This is a genomic window from Maritalea sp. S77, assembly GCF_049801075.1.
In the GTDB taxonomy this organism is placed as follows: Bacteria; Pseudomonadota; Alphaproteobacteria; order Rhizobiales; family Devosiaceae; genus Maritalea.
In genome coordinates this window covers 339,661-359,135 of the sequence record NZ_JBNAGG010000001.1, presented here as the reverse complement: position 1 = coordinate 359,135, position 19,475 = coordinate 339,661, and the positions used below count along the sequence as shown (strand labels likewise).

The window sequence follows — 19,475 nt, the reverse complement described above, 5'->3', positions numbered from 1 at the left end:
GCGCTATTCCACCAATGTCTCTTGATGCAAGCGGTTCACTTCGTGGCAGGCCACTGAGGCGTCGCGATATTGCACAAGGCTCGGACGTTCGCGCGTACATTCTGGTGAGGCATAGGCGCAGCGTGGGTGAAAGGGACAACCCTCAGGGAGTGACAGCAAAGAAGGCATATATCCCGCGATAGACTTAAGCGGAGTGCCGGGCAACGTTTGTTGCGGCAATGCGGAAATTAGGCCCTGCGTATAGGGATGCTGCGGGTCATTGATCACTTCGCGGGTTTTTCCCGTTTCCACCACTTCGCCCGCATACATCACCATCACGCGTTCTGTGAGTTGGCACACAACGCCCAAATCATGCGTGATGAGAATAAGGCCAACATTGTTGGCCATGCATAAATGGAGCAGTAGCTCTAAAATATCGGCTTGTGTAGTAACATCTAGCGCCGTTGTTGGTTCATCAGCGATGATCAGATCTGGATCAAGCAGCAAAGCGATAGCAATGATCACACGCTGCCGCATGCCACCCGAAAGCTCATGCGGATATTGGCCAAGTCGGATTTCAGGCGCAGAAATATAAACTTCGCGCAATTTTTGAATGGCAATAAATTCGGCCTCATCCTGCCGCAATCGACGATGCGCCATCAATGTTTCAACCATTTGCTGACCGATGGTGAGTACCGGATTGAGCGTCACGAGGGGATCTTGAAAGATCATCGCCATCCGATTGCCGCGAATTTTCCGCAACTGCCGCTCGCTGAGGCGAACCATATCTTGTCCGTCAAATATCACCTTGCCGCGATCAATAAACCCGGGGGAGTTCAGCAAATTCATCAAGGCAAATCCAGTGATGGACTTGCCGGCGCCAGACTCGCCAACAATGCCGAGACGCTCGCCCTTTTGCAGCTCAAATGAAACATTGTTCACCGCAGTAATCGCACCAAAAGGCCCGCCAAACTTTACATTTAGATTTTGCACGGACAGCAAAGCCATTATCCAGCCTCCGGCACATGTTGCGGGGCGATGCTGTCGCGCAGCCAATCACCAAGCAAATTGACCACCAAAATCAGCACCACCAGCAGCAGTGCGGGCAATGTGGTGATCCACCAACTGCCGGAAAACAGATAGTCAAATCCGCTTGCAATCAGCGACCCAAGTGACGGGTAGGCGATGGGCATGCCAAGCCCCAAAAAGCTGAGCGATGCCTCCGCAATAATGGCGTTGGCGATTTGAATGGTTGAAATCACAAAGATCGATGCCAGAGAGTTGGGCAAAATATGACGCACCATAATGCGCATGGGGCCAAAGCCCATAATGCGCGCCGCATCCACATATTCTTTCTGCTTTTCCGCCAAAACAGTCGCCCGCACCGTGCGGGCATATTGCGGCCACTCAGCCAAACCGATGATCACGATCAAAAGAAAAGGGGCATATTGCGCAAAAAACGCACGGCCACCCACAACTTGGGTTAGCGCGAGGAACACAATAGCAATCATAAGTGTCGAAAAGGACAGTTGAATATCCGCCAGGCGCATCAACAAGCTATCCACACGGCCGCCCACATATCCGCTGATCAGGCCAATGCTGACGCCAATAAGTGTTTGCACCAGCACCGCACCCAACCCAATTATCAGCGAAAGCCGAAGCCCATAAAGCATGATCGACCACATATCGCGGCCCTGATCATCTGTGCCAAACAAGAACGCGGGCTCAGCGCCTTCTGCCCAGAATGGCGGGCGCTCGCTGTTCAGAATGTCAATTTGGGTCGTGTCAAACGGATCAAATGGCGCAAGCAGCGGTGCAAACGCTGCCAGCAGGCACAATATTGCAAAGATCACCAGCGAAACAAAAGCCACAGGATGATGGCGCAATCCAATGGTGAGATCGCTTTGAAAAAAGCGTGAATAGGGCGAAAGATATGAGTTGCTCATGCGGCCATCCTCGCAAAATTAACAGTCGGATTGATCGCACTGTAAAGCACATCAACAATGGTGTTCAGCACCACAAAAATCGCCCCGACCACCATCAGATAGGCAACGATCAACGGCGCGTCGCCGCGGTTCACCGCTTCCAAAAACATAAAGCCCATGCCCGGCCACTGAAACACAGTCTCTGCCAAAATTGTATAGGCCACCAATGTGCCGATTTGCACGCCACCAACGGTTACAACTGGTAGCAATGTGTTTTTCAATGCGTGGACAAAATAGATGCGCCAGGGCGATAGGCCACGTGCACGGGCATATTTCACATACTCGCTTTTCAGCACTTGCCGCATCTCAGCGCGGATCAACCGCACAAAAAGCGGCAGCATGACTGAGGCCAAAGCAAATGCAGGCAAAACAATATGTTTCAGCCCATCCCAAGATGCGAAATTTGTTTCCCAATAGCCGACAATCGGCACAACATCACCGCGGCCGAATGAGGGCAAAATGTTCCAAGTCACCGAAAACAGATAGATCAACAGAATGGATGTAACAAATACTGGAACAGACAGCCCCAAAACAGAAACACTCAAAATCAGCCGACTAATCGTATGATTTGGATAGAGTGCTGTGAAAATGCCCAACGGCACTGAGAAAATGCCCACAAGCACTGCTGCCGCAAAAATCAGTTCCAAAGTCGCAGGCATCTTTTTCAGGATAACCGTCAGTGCAGGCTCTTTGAAAAATGAGCTGGTGCCCAAATCTCCCTGAATTGCACCGGACACAAACTGGAAATATTTGGTCAAAAAACCGGCATCAGTTTCAACATTATACGCCGCAGCCGAGCCTAGATCGTGTCCTTGTTGGAAAGCAAGATTATCCTGCACGGTAAACCCGATCAGCGAGATCACCGCGAGCACAAGAAGTGCCTGAATAAATCTTTTTGCCAAATAAATAATCATCTTATCTCAAACAAAACTCGCGGTTGCAGCTCAAGTGAAAATGGTCGTGAAATTGCATTACTGAGCCTCCATCACAAGGTCGCCGAAATAGGGCGCATTTTGCGCATTCACAATGTCTTCCGCCAAAATGCCGTTGCGCACGCCCCAAGCTAAATTCTGCCAATGCAGCGGAATAAAAGCGGCATCATCGAACAAAATCTGTTCAAGATCGCGCAATAGCTCCGCTCGCACGGTCGCGTCCATCTCACTATTCGCGCGCTGCATCAACTCGTCCGCATCGGGGTTACAATAACCTGATGAGTTGTAACGACCTTGCCCGGTTTCTTCATTCGGACACGCTGTCAAAAATTGGTGGAAATTTGCGCTGTCTTCGGTGTCTGAATGCCAGCCGATCATCATCATATCAGCGGCGCGCGCGTCATACTGGGTCCAATATTGAGCCTTTGGAATGGTTTGCAAATCAACTTCAATATTGATTTTGCTCAGCATCAACGCCACCGCCTGCGCGATGCGTTCATCATTCACATAACGATTGTGCGGCGCCAACATGCTGACTTGAAAACCATCCGCATATCCGGCTTCCGCCATCAATGCCTTTGCTTTCTCTAAGTCATAGCGCGGCGTAAGCCCTTGAATATGTCCAACATATCCTTCGGGACTCATTTGCGCACTAACCGTGGCAAATCCATGCATGATGCGCTCAACAATTCCGGCATTGTTAATCGCATAATCGACTGCCTGCCGCACTCGGATATCTTTGAAGGCGGGCACTCGGTCCATGTTCAGTTGAAAAGTGATCGCACGTGTGCCGGGCATAGTGATGAGTTTGGTTTGCGGATGGTCTGAAACATTTTTGAGGTTTGATGGGGCAACAGGTGCAATAAAATCAACCGCACCCGACAGCAAAGCCGCCAGCCGCGTTGAATCCTCTTTGATCGGCGTCAGCACAATTTCTTCAACATTGCCTTTGGAGTGTTGATCCCAATAGCGATCAAAGCGCGTGAACACGCTTTTCACGCCTTGTTCGCGCTCTGCAACGATAAATGGCCCCGTGCCAGAGGCGTTGCGAGAAGAGAAGCTATTGCCATGTTTGACGATCTCCGCCTTGTCACGTCCATCATCCGTCAAACCGGAGTAAAAAGCTCGATCCATCGGGAAAAGATAAGTCAAGGAGTTCAACACAAGCGGGTAGGGTTGGCTCATTTTGACGTCGAATGTGTAGTCATCAATCACTGAAACAGACGTGAATGGCTCAAAAATCGCCTTGAAGTCACCACTGGTTTTTAAGCGGTTGAATGTCCATTCAACATCATAAGCCGTCAGCAGATTGCCACTATGGAACTGCACATTCTCCCGCAAATGAAAGCGCATCGTTTGCGGGGCGACATATTCCCATCGCTCGGCCAACCGCGCTTCAATTTCGTGATCTTGCGTCCATCGCACCAGCGGATCAAAAATCAAATGCGACAATTGCAACGTGCCACCGGAAAGCTGCTCATAGGGATCCAATGAAACCGGGTCCGCATCATAGGCAACACGCAAACTATTCTGCGCCGCCGCTGGCCCACTGAACATCACAGTGAGCATGATTGCTGCAAAAACTCTCCTCAACATGTGGCTTTGTCCTCCCCAGAACCAAACGCACCAATTTCAAACAGCAGTTTGAAATATTTTGGCTGCGTTCCCCATCACAAGCTTGGCACTCTAATGGGCTGTTTGTGATCTGAAAAGAACTGTTCCGCAATCCGCTCAATATTCGGCGCTTGCATGATTGAATAATGGTCTGCTTCCAATATCTCTCCATAAATAAGTTCAGGTAAGCGTTGACCCCATTTAGCCATATGGTCCTGCGGCTTAATCGGGTCGACCAGCAGCCCATCAGCAACATGCCCAGCAACAAATAGATGCACTTTCGTATGGCGTAATTTGCCCGGCACATGGGCACGCATCGCCGCCATGTTAAGCTGACAGCACCGTACAAGGTTTTCCAAATGTTGCTGCAACTCAGGGGCAATTTGGCTCTGTAACGATGCATGTGATTTATTTAGGCGAGGGGCCAAATCGTGCAAGAACGCCTCTTGCACTTCCGCTTTGGAATGTTCAGCAATTTGAGCGCCGCAATCAGGTTCTGGCGGATCAATCATGGTCAGATAGCCAAACGATTTATCCTGATGCTCTGCTAGACGACACATTTCTGCCGCCACCCATGCGCCAAACGACCAGCCGACCAGTTCCAAATTTTGCCGCCCATGTTCAGTTTTCTCATCCAACGCGTGCAAATAAGCCTTTGCGCGTTCCGAGATGGTCAACGGGTGTCCAGGCTCCGACCTGAGATTTGGGTCGGAAATCGCATAGACGGTGGTGGCTTTGTCCAGATGTTGAAATAAAGATTTGTAAGAAGCCACTTCGCCACCCACCGGATGGATAAAGCATATCACCTTCTCGCCATCGCCTTGTTGCCAGCAATCCACGGAGAAAGATGGGCTTTCGCCATCCTGCTGAACCTGACCGTTTTCCAGCCCTTCTTCAACATATTGCACCACATCATTCAGCGTTGCGTCCTCATGAAAGGCCGAAACGGGAAGGCTTACATCAAATGCAGCTTTGATCTCGTCGATCAAATCCAATGCCATCAAGGAGTCGAGGCCTAACTCGCCAAATGAATTGGATGGTGCGAATGCATCCAAGCCAAGCACGCTTTGAAGCATTGCCGATAAACGCGCGGCAATATCTGAAGAATTGTCTTTTCCAACGATCAATTCAACCAGTCCGCCAATAGTCAATGAGGGCGGCAATTCTGAAAGCGCGGGTTCGACACCTAAAGTCGCCTTGATCTCATCAATCAAATCCAGTGTCGCCAGCGAGTCGATGCCCAACTCATCCAAACTATGGTGGGTGGTGACTTCGATTTCACCAGAAATGCCCCGAACCAAATCGATGATGATCTCGTCTTTAGATTGGTCAGTCCTTCTCGGTGCCGCTACGGATTTTTCTGAAGTTCGATAAAATTGAACCGCGTCTTTTAGCGCAACCGTCGACACACAAATTTGAGGATGCGAACTCGCCAAGCAGCGCCGGAAAATAGAACGGCCTTCATGGTCCGATAAGCCATAAGTCAGATGCAATTGGTGCAAATCATCATGCTCAAGTGCCTCAACCGCCATGCCGCTTTCGCGCCAAATATCCCAATTGATAACCGTACGCACAGTGTCTGGCGCTTTAGGGGTTACCCAGTGCGCAAAACTATCCAGCAGCCCATTGGTCGCCGCATAATCCAACTGCCCGCGACCACCAAATTCAGAGGCCATAGACGAACAATAAATGACGCGCTTTGGCTGTTGTTTTTCAACCCAACTCTCCAGTTTTAATAGGCCTTGGGTTTTCACTTTGTTATTTTGACGCATAGCGTCTTTGTCACGATGCGCAATAAGCGCACCATGGGCCGCGCCAGCCGCAAAAACGACATTTTCAACCGGGCCGCCCAGTTTCGGCAGTGTTGCATCTTCTTGTGCAAGGTCGAGAGCATGCACAGTAATCCGGTCCGCATGGTCCGCAAGTGATTCAGGCAATTGTCCGCTACGTGTCGTGATGTCCAACACGGCATTTGAATCGGACAGAAGCTCAAGGCATATATTTCGTCCAATGCCACCGCTGGCGCCGATCACCAAGTGCCGCCCAGTATATCTCTCAATTTGTGAATTTGACGAAACGACAGGCGTCAATTCGCGCTGCCATAAACAGGCATTTCGAACCGCATAACGACCAACTTCAACAGGTCTACGCGCCAGGAAATCAGTCAAGTCTTCAAGGCGGTCATTCGCGAAATCAATCCAGTTGGTTGCCAAATTACACTCGCTGGTCAACACAGATTGTGCCCCCGCCAATAGCCCAGCGAGTGGTGCTTCATTTGCGCCATAAACATCTGCTGCCTCACATGAGGCGAGAACAATGCGCAATTTTGATGCATCGAAATGCTGCGCCAACTCAAGCACCACCGGAATTGCGTCCAAACAATAAGTTTGTGCGTGATCTATTTGTTCACTTGAGACACCAAGTCCAAGCTGCGCAGGCGCGAAGTTGACCACATCTAATGTCGAGATAGGATCGCTCTGATCAATCTCCTTGGTGATTTCAGCAACATCATCATCAATTTTCAGAAAGTGAACTTGCTCATAATTGCTCGCCAACGCGGCTTTCGCTTCGGCATCCAAACCATCGGCGTGCAATATGATCGCCAAATCTCGTTTTACACGCGGCCCATTCAAACGGCCCAAATTTTGCCAAGCAGGTGCATAAAGCCAGTCCTGTGCATCCAAGCGACGAATGTCGTCCAAATTTGCTGGAGCTTGCGCCTTGCCTTTCTTGGCAAATTCAAAATTCTCCAACATAAACGGATATAGTGGAAAACCTTGTGGACGAGGGGTTATTTGCGTAATTTCTGGTGAAAGGTGCGCGCCCGCCAGCCAGTGCTCCAAACGTTCTTCCAAATCATCACTTGCCGCCAAGTCGATCTGTTCATTGGACGCTGACTTTCGTCCATCATCCAGTTTTCGCAAGGCAGCTACTGCTTGTTTCGCATCTGCACACACAAAGCCTGCACGGTAGGATAGGTGCGGCGTGCCATACTGCAAAAATGCCAAGACATTATTGAGCTGGTCAGGCTGTGTCTCCAGATAATCAGCAATTTGTTCTGCCCAAATCACCAATGCATCTTGGTTGTGCGCTGAAAGCAAAAATAACGGAACTGCTTGTTTTGATTTAGAAGCAAGCGTTTCGACTTCGCCAACAATCGCGTGAGCGTTGGTGCCGCCGATGCCAAAACTGCTGACGCCAGCGCGACGTTGCGTTTGGCACGCCCATGTCTTGCTTTTCGCTGGGAAGTGTATGGGTGTGTCCCCCAAAGCAATTTCCGGGTTCAACGCTTTAAAATTCAAGTTCGGCGGCAGGGTTTTCGTTTTCAACGCCACAATTGCGCGGATTAAGCCAACCAAGCCAGCCGCCGCGCCCATATGGCCAATTTGGCTCTTAAGCGAACTAACTGTAAGCGTGGTATCTCGCTCACCATAAGCCCGGCGCAGTGCTTCAATTTCAATCGGATCGCCCAACGCCGTGCCTGTGCCGTGCGCTTCGATAAGGGTGATGTCGTCAGCGCTTAAGCCAGCATTGGCCAACGCAGACTGCAAAACTTGAGTTTGCCCTTGAACAGATGGCGCGGTGTAACTCATCTTGTCGTGGCCATCATTGTTGATCGCCGATCCCTCAAGAACAGCATAAACCTTATGCCCAGCATCAAGTGCCTTAGACAAAGGCATCAACAACACAAAGCCATAGCCGCTGGCCCCGATTGTGCCGGACGCATCCCGATCAAATGGCCGACATAACCCATCCTTGGAAAAAATATGTTGTGGCCGATAGGTGTAGCCATCTTGCAAGGTGGCATCGATCAAACACCCACCAACCAACATCATGTCCGCATCACCATTGCGCAACATACCAGCAGCCATATGCAACCCGATGAGAGAACTGCCACATGCAGCCTGAACCGCAATCGCTGGACCTTTTAATCCCAACCGGTAGGCAATTTTTGAGCCCAAAAAGTCCTTATCGTGGTGCAACGCCATCTGAAAACCATCAGGCAAGTCAGAATCATATTCACCATTCAATGCCTGCTGAAAATAAGTGTTTTCACCAGCGCTCGCCATCACGCCAATTCGGGCTTGTGAATGTTGTGGGTTCAAACCCGCATCTTGCAAGCAATGCACAGCACCCATCAGCAAATGACGTTGCTGCGGGTCCATCAATTTGGCTTCGGGTTTGGAAATGCCGAAATATGTAGGGTCAAAACCCATCATATTTTTCAATTGGCTACGAGCACCAATCTTTCCATGTGCCGCATCAAACCGCTCAATGCCCGTGCGATTATTGATGACTAAGTCTGTAAACGCCTCATAATTCTCGGCGCCAGCGACATTAATCGAAACACCCACAATTGCCATTTTTTCTTGGCTGTTATGGCGTTCCGGTTTCGGCGCACTTTTGGTTTCTTCTTGAGGGCCCAAATGCCGCGCAAGCTTTTCAATGCTGCTAAATTGAAAAAGCAGGGCGACAGGCAGCTGAATACCAAATGCAGACTGGCAAGCATCCCGATAGCGAATAAGGTCTAGGCTCGTTGCACCTGCTTCGAAGAAAGTCTGTTCTGGTCGAATTTTACGATGGATGATGTCCTTAAACAGATCAGCTAACTGACGTTCCGTCTGGCTGCCCCAATCTATTTCAGCGAAATCTGCGTGCAGTTCTTGTTCTATTTTCTGAAGCTTCAGCTTCTTGCGATCAATCTTACCGCTTGGCGTTTTGGGCCAATTTTCCATCGCCACAAAGCTATTCAGCCGCACATAATCCGGAAGGTGCTTTGCCAGATGAGCATTGACTTTACTCAGGGTAGGGGCTGCGCCATTCGCTTCATAAAAACAGGCCAGTTCACTGTCTGACTTTTGCACCACAATGGCCAGCGCAATGCCGGGCATACGATTAAGCACCGCTTCGATTTGCTGCAACTCAACGCGATGTCCAGACAATTTGATCTGATTGTCCAATCGGCCGCGATAGGCAAAATGATAGTTCCGTACAATTGCCGCACGATCGCCAGTCTTATACCAAACGCGCCCTTCCGCGTCAGTTTCAAACGCTTTGTCATTATCCTTGTCATCAGCATAGCAAGGGCGCACAAAATCACCTGAAACCAACAGTTCGCGGGATCTATCCTCACTGTTTTGTACATCCTTTATCCGGAAGGAAACATTAGAAATCGGGCGTCCTATTGGTGCACTGTCTGGCCACTGGTCTACATCTTCCGGCAGATTATAGGCACTCACCACATGGGTTTCGCTCGGCCCGTAATGGTTGATCAGCCGCGCCTGCGGCAATTGCTTGAACCAGGCTTTAAGCGTCTGCGTGCTCACAAGCTCTTCACCCGCTGAAACAACTTCTTTTAGATATGGCAAAATAATACCGGAGCGGAGCGCCGTTTCTGCCAAAAGCTTCAGGGCAACAAACGGTAAGAAAATGCGCTCAATCCGTTTGTCACGCATTTCTTCCAACAGAATACCCGGATCTTGCCTTAGCTCAGGCTCGATAATATGGAACGTCCCGCCCGTTGTGAGCGTGGTGAAGATCTCTTGAAAACTTACATCGAATGATAGTTTAGAAAATTGCTGCGTGATGGCAGCTTTGGCCAATGTGCCTTCCTGCTTTTGCCATTGAAGCAAATTGCACAAGGCGTCATCGGGCACATAAACCCCCTTTGGTTCGCCAGTCGAACCAGAGGTGAAAAGCAGATAAAGCGGGTTTTCGCTCTCATGCGAAGCAGGTTTGTTTTGCGAAGGTTGATTCAGATTGACTTCATAAACATCAACATCTGCAAAACTGCGGGGTTCAGCCTTAGGATGGGTAAGAATGAGCGAAGGTTTGGCCTTCTCAACAATGCGTTGCAGCATCTCGTCGGGATAGCTGGGATCAAGCGGCAAGATGGTAATGTTCATCTGTGCCAGAGCGATCAATGCAACAATATGCTCACGCGACGGTTGAATATAAACACCGATCACATCGCCGGACTTGCGGTCACCGAGCTGAACTTTCAACTCATCAATCAATTTCCACGAATGCTGAATGAGGGCGCGATAGCTTAGCCAGTGATACCCATCCACAACCGCAATTGTTGAAGGCGTCAGCGCCGCTTGCTGTTGGAACATCTCAGCAATAGTTTTGGGTGCTACAATTGTGCTTTGTGCAGACAATTCATCAATCAGCGGCAAAGTGAATTGCTGAATCGGCGTATCTAAGTCCGCCAAGCCATCAATAACTTTCTCAAAGCTCTCGCAAAGCCGATCAACATCTTCCTGCGTGAAAAAACGAGACTGAGCTTCAACAATCAGCTCCGGTCCATCAGCCGTTTCCAAAACAAAGGCAGTGATTGGCGCTTTGCCATCCACATGAGACGGGGTTTCAAATTTCGTCCTGCATTGAGCCAGCTGCAATTGATCATAGTCTGTGTTTTCCAATACAAACATAGCATCAAATCGACCGGCATCTGCGTGACCTGCCTGTGTCAAATCTTCGATGAAGTGCTCAAAAGCCACCTCATCAAATTGCAGAAATTCCGCCCAAATGGAACAGTTTGTGGCAAGCGCTTCATTCAAAGATTGTTCGGCAGGCAGACGAACAGGCAGCAACATGGTGTTGGCCATCATGCCAATCGTCTCGGCAAAGGCGGGATTAGTTCGATTACTTATGGGCGTTGCCAGTTTAAAATTCTGAAGCCCGGTTATATGGGCATAACCCAATGAGAAGGCGGCCAGATATAAATTGAACGGTGTTACATTTTGAGCAGATGCGCACCGCCGCACAATCTGCGCTGCCTCAGCGCCGAAAGTCTTTCGCGTAACAAATGCATCCATTTCATCGCACGCGCATTGCGCCGTCAGCGGAGCATAGATGCTGTCATCCTTGATCCAAAGATTATGTAGTGCTTTACGCTTGGCCGCATATTCGTCAGTGGAAAATTGCTCACGCTGCCAGTGCGCAAATTGCCCCATCTCCGGTCCAGCATCATCAGGCAGTAAATCTCCGCCATAAAGGCTAGAAAGCTGCTGCAACATCAAATTGAGCGACCAGCCATCCAACAGAATGTGATGCGCATTGATCAGCAAAACGCCTTCATGCCCATTAAACGGCAGCCAATAGGCCCGGCATAGCGCGGGTTCGCTTAAATCGAATGGCTGAGCAAATGCCTCTTTGGCAAATCCCTCCCAATCCTTCGCTTTATATTTCCCGGCACGAAAGGCCTCAAATGTGCAAGCGCTCTCGTCAAGCACCACTTGCATCAATTCACCGTCAATCTCCCGGAATGCCGTTCGAAATGAAGCATGATGTTTGAAAAGCGAACTAAACGCATGTTCCAGCTTTTCTGTATCAACAGGACCCGTAATCTTAAACACCAGCGGCACAGAATATGCCCGTGACTCCGGATAACGCTGAGCATCCAACCAAAGCCGCTTTTGCTCGCTTGTTGCCGGGCTTATGCCGCTTTGAGATAGTTTGAATGCCTGAGCTGCTTCTTCAATGGCAGTCGCTTTGCTCCGCAAATCTTTCAGTGGCAGCGATAAAATGTCTCCAACTGAAAGTGAAAGTCTCAGCTTGCGGGCAATTTGATGCTTAAACCGCAACGCCGATAAGCTATCGCCACCCGCACTCAAAAATGTACTTCCCGCATCCAAATCAGGCTGTTCCAACACAGCGGCCGCAATGTCCCGCAGCGCTTTAACCTCTGGGGAAAGTTCCGTTGCAAAATTCGTTCGTTGCCACCTTGGGTGGCCGGCCTCAATCAAGGCATCTCGATCAATCTTGCCATTTGCATTGGTTGGCAGATGGGCCAGACGATAAAAATGATGCGGCATCATATATGTCGGCAAATGCATCTGCAGATAGTCGTGAACATCATCAATGCTCACTTCGCCCGCCGGCACCACAAAAGCATGCAGCTCAAGCACACCTGTCGCAGATTTTGCGGCCATCACATGCGCATTTTCGATCTCAGGATGACGATTCAAAATCGTTTCAATTTCGCCTGGCTCCACCCGAAAACCGCGAACTTTCACCTGTCGTCCAATGCGCCCCACATAGCTGATTGTGCCGTCAGCATTGCGTTGCACCAGATCGCCAGTGCGATAATGCACCTTGCCATTCAGCTTCACAAAGGCCTGATCATTCAGATTTTGCCGCTCATGATAGCCAAGTGCCACTGCGTCACCAGAAATGAGCAATTCGCCTTTCTGGCCATCATTCACCTTCTGCAAATCAGCGTCGACGACCGTAAGCTTAGTGCCCGGTAGTGGTCGTCCAATCGGCGCATTCGCCGCCTTTTCATCGCGTGGAATAGGATAGTTAAGCGAGAACGTTGCGCACTCGGTTGGGCCATACACATTGTAAATTGTGCAATCGCTTTTTGGATTGTTTCTATACCATTTCATCACCGTCTGTGTGTTGATTTGCTCTCCGCCAATCAATAATGTCGACAGGCCCGCAAAGCACTGTTCCTGCTCAGCAACGATTGCGTTAAACAAGGCAACAGTCATAAACAGCGTATCGATGTTTTCGTCGACAAGTTGCTTAGAGAAGGCGCTGAAATCATCAAACGCACCATCAGGGAAAACAACGCAAGTCCCGCCATTCAGCAATGGCGCCCAGATATCAAAATTGATGGCATCAAATGACGGATTGGAGATATGTCCAACGCGCACATGTTCATCCAGCGGAATGTACCCTTGCATGCCCAGCCGCAAAACGCCGCGCTCTGGCACCAACACAGCTTTCGGCTTGCCGGTCGACCCCGACGTGAAAAACACAAAGCTAAGCGCGTCTTTCGAACGTTCATGCGCCGCGAACTTGCTCATCTTACCCGCATCTAAAATGCTGGCGAAAACAGCGCAGCGCTGCCCGCCAATCTTCGTTGATTTTGCATCGACCAAAATAAGGGCGCAGCCAATATCATCCGCCATCTCTTTGATGCGACTTTTGGGGCTTTGGCGATCCAACGGCGCGACCACCGCACCAGCTTTCACAATGCCCAAAATTGCAACAATTTGCTGCCAAGAGCGCGGCAACATCAGCCCGACAATGCTGCCAATCTTGATCTTCTTTACCGTTAGCCCATGTGCGAACTGATCACTTAAACTGTCTAGCTCGCGATAAGTGAGTTTGGTGGAGCCATCTTCCACAGCGATGTGGTGCGGAAAATCATTCGCAACATCATGGAAACGCTTTGCGAGAGAAGTAAACTTATCCATGGGCCACCTCCAGCTCAGAAGCCGTCGCGATAGCGTCCAGTTCCTGCAAAATTACCTTTTTAACAATCTTGAGTTCGTCGGTTTCCAACATCTCCCAATGGTCGCCACGCACAAGTTTTACTGAGAAATTACCTTCGGTACGACTACGCCAATAGGCACGGGTTTCATGCAAGAAGGGCCGGGGTAGGTCGCTCCTCGCTTGGATAAATGCCATCCGCGCACCGCTCACAGGCACTTCATAGTCACGCACAGCTAGGCGGTTTTGGTTATAAACATTGAAGTACCGTTCGATTTGAGCATCATCAATGCCCGGATAGGTGCCGTTAAACCGCACCAACTTGTCGCGAAACTCGGGCAAATCCACCACATCAATCATCCGGCGGGCTTCAACATCATGGGTGCCTTGGGTATCAAGCAACACCACGGAAACATCTTTCTTGCCACGGGCATTCAGCAACCGGCCCATCTCATGCGCCACCAAACCGCCGAACGATAGCCCGGTGATCACCATCGGTTGATCCATCAAGGGCTCAATTAGGGGGAGATAATGCGCCGCCATATCTTCAACGGACGTGTAGGCCTCTTCATTGGCGTTCAATCCCATAGATTGCAGTCCATAAACGCCGATATTCTCGTCTAGAGTTTTGGCCAGAGATAGATAGCAAAACGCGGTGCCGCCCGCAGGGTGTACGCACACCACATTGGTCGAGCCATCGCCTTGTTGCAGGGTGATTAAATGATCTTCATCCTGCCGTTCCGCCGCATCGCCGCGCAGCATTGCGCCTAACTCTTCAATGGTCGGACTAGTAATGATGCTTTTTAGCGCCAACTGCACGCCAAAACTTTCCTTGATTTGGTGCACCATTTTGATCGCGGAAATAGAACTGCCGCCAATGGCAAAGAAATTATCGCGAATGCCAATGGTCGGGTGCAGCAAAATAGTCTTCCAAATGCGATAAAGCTTCATCTCGGTGTCATCACGCGGGCTGGCTTGGTTCACCGCATTGCTCGCCATAAACTCCTGCGGATCGGGCAGGGCCTTGCGGTCAATCTTCCCGCTGGCATTTAGTGGCAGTTGGTCAAGGTGAATGATCATGGACGGCACCATATAGGTGGGCAGAAAAGGCTTTAGTGCCGATCGTAAATTGTCAGGCTCATCGCCCCCTTGCACAAATGCCAACAGCTGGTCTCGCCAGCCAATAACGGCAGCGAGGGCACAGCCACAACGCCGCAATCCAGCTTCAATCTCGCCCGGTTCAATGCGAAAGCCATTGATTTTAAGCTGAAAATCCTTGCGACCAATAAAGCGAAGTTCGCCGTTTCTGTTCTCTACGCCCAAATCGCCAGTGCGATATAGCTTGGTCTGCGGCAGATAAGGATGATCAATAAAAGTCTTAGACGTAAGGTCATCCCGCTGATGATAGCCATTGCCGACCCCGACGCCCGCAATGCAGATTTCGCCAATAGCGCCACGCGGCACAGGCAGGCCTTTCTCATCCAGCAAGCAAATGCTGGTACGTGAAATGGCTTTGCCAATGGGCACATGCAAATGATCATCTAGATCCAGATCAAAAATGTGATAGGCAGAATCCACCGCACATTCGCTCACGCCGTAGACATTGATCAACTGAACCTGGGGCAACTTCTCAATCACCGAACGCGCCAAATCTGTTGTCAGCGCACCGCCGCCACAAAAAACATATTTCAAGCTCGGGCAGCCGTTTTCTTGCAGTGCATCCAAAAACAATTGCAGTGTTGCTGGCACAAACTGGATGGCGGCAATCTGGTGCGCATTCACAAGTGCGGGCAGGTCAGCTGGATTCTTCCGCGCATCCCCCTGTGCCAACACCAACTCATGACCTGAAAGAAGGGGCCAGAAAAACTCCCACAAACTGGCGTCAAACCCGATCGCACTCTTTTGCAAAACGCTTTCTTGCGCACTCAGCGGAAATTCACTCTCTGTCCAAGTCGCCAGATTAACTAGTCCCCTATGGGTGACATATGTCCCCTTTGGGGTACCGGTCGATCCAGAGGTGAAAATCAAAATCGCATTATCAGATGGTTCAATTTCAACATCAGGGGACGTTGCCGCAAATGCATCTAAGTTGGTGTGCAACTTCCCCAAATCGACAATCTCTGGCGCGTCAAAAGCAGTTTCACCCGAAGCAAACACCAGCTTCGCTTGTGCATCCGCCAAAATTTGCTGCTTTCGTTCGCTTGGCAAACTCGGATCAAGCGGCAGCACAATCGCGCCAGCTTTCAGGATGCCAAGTAGCGCGGCAACATAATTACAGTCAGGCTCTGCACTGAGCGCAACAACGTTGCCATTTTGGATCGATTTCGACAAAAGCAACTGCGCGACTTGGTTCGCTTTCCCATCTAATTCAGCAAACTCAAGGTACTGATTTGCATCCGTAACGGCACGCGATTGCGGAAATTGGGTCACAACTTCGGAAAAACGGGCAGGGATGTTGGAAAGTTTATCGTCAGACGCAGATCTGTCATGCAGGTGCGCGCGATAAGCATCAAGATCAATCCACGCAATATCGCCAACTGAAATGGTGGGCTTCGAACTCACAGCCTTTAAAGCATGGGTGAACGCCTGCGCCATGCTTTCAATCGTGCTCTGGTCAAACAGGTCGCAGTTATATTCAAAGCCAAGCTGGAAATTATCCTGATTTTCAAACAGCTCGATGGTGATGTCATATTTTGCTGTGGCGCTGTCGGTCTCCATTGGCGCAATGTCCAACGCACCATTGGTTTGCTCACCCACAGGCATATTTTGAAAAATCAGCATGGTTTGAAACAGCGGTGAATAGCTGGCCGAGCGTTTGGGATTGACAGCCTCAACCACCTTTTCAAAAGCAATATCCTGATGGTCCATCGCGCCCAAAACCTTGTCGTTCATTTGGGCAACCAGCTCAGCAAATTGCATCTGATCGTCAAATTGCGCGCGAATAACGACAGTATTGATAAAATGGCCAATCAGGCCTTCCAGTTCTTGCTGGTCACGTCCAGCCAGTGGGGTGCCGGTGCAAATATCATTTTGCCCGCTAAAACGCCCCATCACCAGGGCATGCACCGCCAAGAAAATCGCAAACGGCGTTACACGCAGCTTTTGGCAAAGGTTGTCGATTTCGTGGAATAATGGACCGTCGATCAGATAGCGGAAATGAGCACCATTCATTGATTGTTCGGCTGGGCGAGGTCGATCCGTCGGCAAGTCCAACAAATCAGGCGCTTCGCTGAGTTCTGCTCGCCAATAATCAACCTGCCGCTGCATTTCGTCGGATGACAATTTATTGCGCTGCCTTTCCGCAAACTCTGCATATTGCAGCGGAAGCGGCGCAAACGAGGGCATGTCTCCGACAGCAAATCCCTCATATGCTTTGAAAATTTCATCCACCAAAATGCCAATAGACCAGCCATCGGCACAAATATGATGCACATTTAACAGCAAAACATGCTCGTCACTGCCCAGTGTTATAAGCTGCGCGCGAATGGCCGTTTCCTGTTCCAGATCAAAACCAGTTTGCGCCTCTATGCGTACGATTTCGTCCAGCTTTGTTGGTTCCAATTGCAGGTCAATAACGGCGAGTGCGCGATCACTTTCCGGCAAAACCCGCTGCCGCGGTTCGCCCTGATGATCAAAAAACACTGTACGCAAAATGCTGTGCCGTTGAACGACAAGATCAAAAGCCTTGCCCATGGCCTCATGATCCAAAGCACCCTTAATCCGAAAGGCGAGTGGGTTGTTGTAACGCGGGTTTTTCGGTTCCAACCGATCCAAAAACCACAATTGTGCCTGGTTGAACGATTGTGGATAATCTCGGCCTTGCCGCAACCGCAATAGAGACAGTAAAGCGGGTTTATGCTGCTTCATTTGCTGCAAAAGCTCAGGTGAAATAGCCCCCTTTGCCGCTTTCACTTTCAAATTTCCATCTTGCACATGAAGGGTCACGCCCAAGCTTTCGAGTTCATTGAGAAGGCGAATAGCACTCATATTTCAAACTCCTCCATCTCTTCGGATGGACCATCTTGCGCAGGCGCGGTGGCGGGGATGCCGCCGATCATGGAATAAATAAGATGATGGTGTGGCCCAAGATCGAACAGATCACACAAGGCTTCATTGATCATTTCGCCAATGCCACATAAGCCAAGGCCAATTTCACCCGCACGGTGCGTCAAATGTTGGGCAACCAAACCAGCTTCAATCAACGACATATCGCGGCCCTGATCGCCATAAAGCGGACGAATAGCGGCATCATCCGCCACAAAGAACAGGGCAAATGCCCCGCCTTCAAAAGTAGGTCGATTGACAAAATAGTCATAGGCGTCTGCTGAAAGCGCTTTGCCTGTCCCCGTGGCCATCAAAGTGCGATCTTTTGGATCAACATAATAACAGCCGCCAGGCACACCAATCACGCGATCAGGTTTCACATAAATATAGGTCTGGACCGGATAGAGCCCGCCCGCAGAGGCATATTGAAAGCGCGGACGCCCTTCAGCAGGGTTTTGCATAATGGCGGCCAGCAGTTTCGAGAATGTACGCTTGTCCACCGGCGCATCTGAAAAGTCGCGCACTGAGCGGTTAGCCTCAAACACATCTCGTTCTTCTGGCTCAATATCCAACGGTACCCGCTTGGCCTCTGGCGCAAATTTGCGACGGCCTTTTTCCGCAGCTTTAAAGGCTTCACGCTCCGCTTTATCTTCGATGACGCGTGACACAACCTCTGTTTGCTCAGGCACAGGCTCTTCTACAGGGCGTGTTTCCTGCCAAATATCAAAAAGTGTGCTCACCGTCGGCGCGCGCATAAATCGAGCAAGCTTGGGTCGGAAACCCATCTCCGCCGCCAGCGCATTGCTGATCCGCACAATGTCGAGCGATGTTGCCCCCAGAGCCAACAAATTTGCATCTACGGCGATTGTATTTTGCTTCAACGCCTTTTCGACAATAGCCACAATTTTCTGCTCGTCCGGCCCTAATTCTTTGGCAATGATGGACTGCGCCTTCAGTTCAGGTTTGGGCAATTTCTTCCGGTCAACTTTGCCGTTGGCTGAAAGCGGCATCTGATCAATAAAGCTGATGCTTGATGGAATTTCATAGGCAGGCAGCAATTGCGCCAGATGCTCCCGCAAGGCCTCCTCAGTCAATCCGCGGTTTGACGTCACCACATAGGCGGCGAGGCGCTTCTCCTCCATGGTGTCGCCCCAAATCCGCACGGCTGCAGCATCTACAGCAACGTGCTTATCGAGCGCAGCTTCGATTTCACCAAGTTCAATGCGATAGCCTTGCACTTTCACCTGTGTATCGGCACGGCCCATAAATTCGATATTGCCGTCTGGCAACATGCGCCCCAAATCACCCGTGCGATAGAGACGTTCACCCGTTTTAGGGTGTTTGATAAAGGCTGCGTCGGTCCGTTCCTGATCGCCATAATATCCAAGGGCGAGCCCACGGCCGCCAATATAAAGCTCGCCAACCACCAAAGTGGGCCGAGCATTCAACTGATCATCAAGCACGTGGAAGCTTTGGCCCTTTAGTGCCTTACCATAGGGGATGCTTTTCCAGCTTGGATCAACGGACTCGATCGGATAGCAAATCGACCAGATCGACGCCTCCGTGGCGCCACCCAAACTCCAAATTTGCGTTTCATGGCTTTGCGCGCGCACCTTGCCCGGCAGATCAAGCGGTATCCAATCGCCAGACATCATGGCAACACGCAAAGAATAGGGCGCAGACATTGCTTTCGCGT

At 50.4% G+C, this 19,475-nt stretch carries 7 protein-coding genes (1 of these 7 running past the window's edge); all 7 read right to left on the bottom strand.

Annotation, left to right across the window (positions count from 1 at the left end; all coding sequences use genetic code 11):
* Positions 1 to 3 precede the first annotated feature (3 nt).
* A complete protein-coding gene (locus tag ACP15Y_RS01610; RefSeq protein WP_424981269.1) occupies positions 4 to 987 on the bottom strand; it encodes an ABC transporter ATP-binding protein in 984 nt (327 codons plus the stop codon).
* On the bottom strand, positions 987 to 1,925 hold the full coding sequence (locus ACP15Y_RS01605) for an ABC transporter permease (RefSeq protein ID WP_424981268.1): 939 nt from the start codon (positions 1,923 to 1,925) through the stop codon (positions 987 to 989). Before ACP15Y_RS01605 ends, ACP15Y_RS01610 begins: the two co-directional genes overlap by 1 nt.
* A complete protein-coding gene (locus ACP15Y_RS01600) occupies positions 1,922 to 2,878 on the bottom strand; it encodes an ABC transporter permease (RefSeq protein WP_424981267.1) in 957 nt (318 codons plus the stop codon). Before ACP15Y_RS01600 ends, ACP15Y_RS01605 begins: the two co-directional genes overlap by 4 nt.
* A gap of 57 nt (positions 2,879 to 2,935) precedes the next feature.
* Complete coding sequence (locus ACP15Y_RS01595) at positions 2,936 to 4,492, bottom strand: ABC transporter substrate-binding protein (protein WP_424981266.1); 1,557 nt, start codon at positions 4,490 to 4,492, stop codon at positions 2,936 to 2,938.
* Positions 4,493 to 4,566: 74 nt separating this feature from the next.
* The gene (locus ACP15Y_RS01590) at positions 4,567 to 13,719 is read right to left on the bottom strand and encodes an amino acid adenylation domain-containing protein (RefSeq protein ID WP_424981265.1); all 9,153 of its coding nucleotides are present in this window, start codon (positions 13,717 to 13,719) and stop codon (positions 4,567 to 4,569) included.
* On the bottom strand, positions 13,712 to 17,722 hold the full coding sequence (locus ACP15Y_RS01585) for an amino acid adenylation domain-containing protein (RefSeq protein WP_424981264.1): 4,011 nt from the start codon (positions 17,720 to 17,722) through the stop codon (positions 13,712 to 13,714). The genes ACP15Y_RS01590 and ACP15Y_RS01585 overlap by 8 nt, the downstream gene beginning before the upstream one ends.
* On the bottom strand, positions 17,719 to 19,475 hold the final stretch of the coding sequence (locus ACP15Y_RS01580; protein WP_424981263.1) for an amino acid adenylation domain-containing protein. Its footprint extends 8,467 nt past the window's final position; only the last 1,757 of its 10,224 coding nucleotides appear in the window; the start codon falls outside the window, past its right edge; it ends in the stop codon at positions 17,719 to 17,721. The genes ACP15Y_RS01585 and ACP15Y_RS01580 overlap by 4 nt, the downstream gene beginning before the upstream one ends.

Excerpts from the sequence above, each read along its gene's own strand:
- ACP15Y_RS01595 (WP_424981266.1), bottom strand. The coding sequence starts at position 4,492 with ATGTTGAGGAGAGTTTTTGCAGCAATCATGCTCACTGTGATGTTCAGT.
- ACP15Y_RS01585 (WP_424981264.1), bottom strand. The coding sequence starts at position 17,722 with ATGAGTGCTATTCGCCTTCTCAATGAACTCGAAAGCTTGGGCGTGACC.
- ACP15Y_RS01605 (WP_424981268.1), bottom strand. The coding sequence starts at position 1,925 with ATGAGCAACTCATATCTTTCGCCCTATTCACGCTTTTTTCAAAGCGAT.
- ACP15Y_RS01590 (WP_424981265.1), bottom strand. The coding sequence starts at position 13,719 with ATGGATAAGTTTACTTCTCTCGCAAAGCGTTTCCATGATGTTGCGAAT.
- ACP15Y_RS01600 (WP_424981267.1), bottom strand. The coding sequence starts at position 2,878 with ATGATTATTTATTTGGCAAAAAGATTTATTCAGGCACTTCTTGTGCTC.
- ACP15Y_RS01610 (WP_424981269.1), bottom strand. The coding sequence starts at position 987 with ATGGCTTTGCTGTCCGTGCAAAATCTAAATGTAAAGTTTGGCGGGCCT.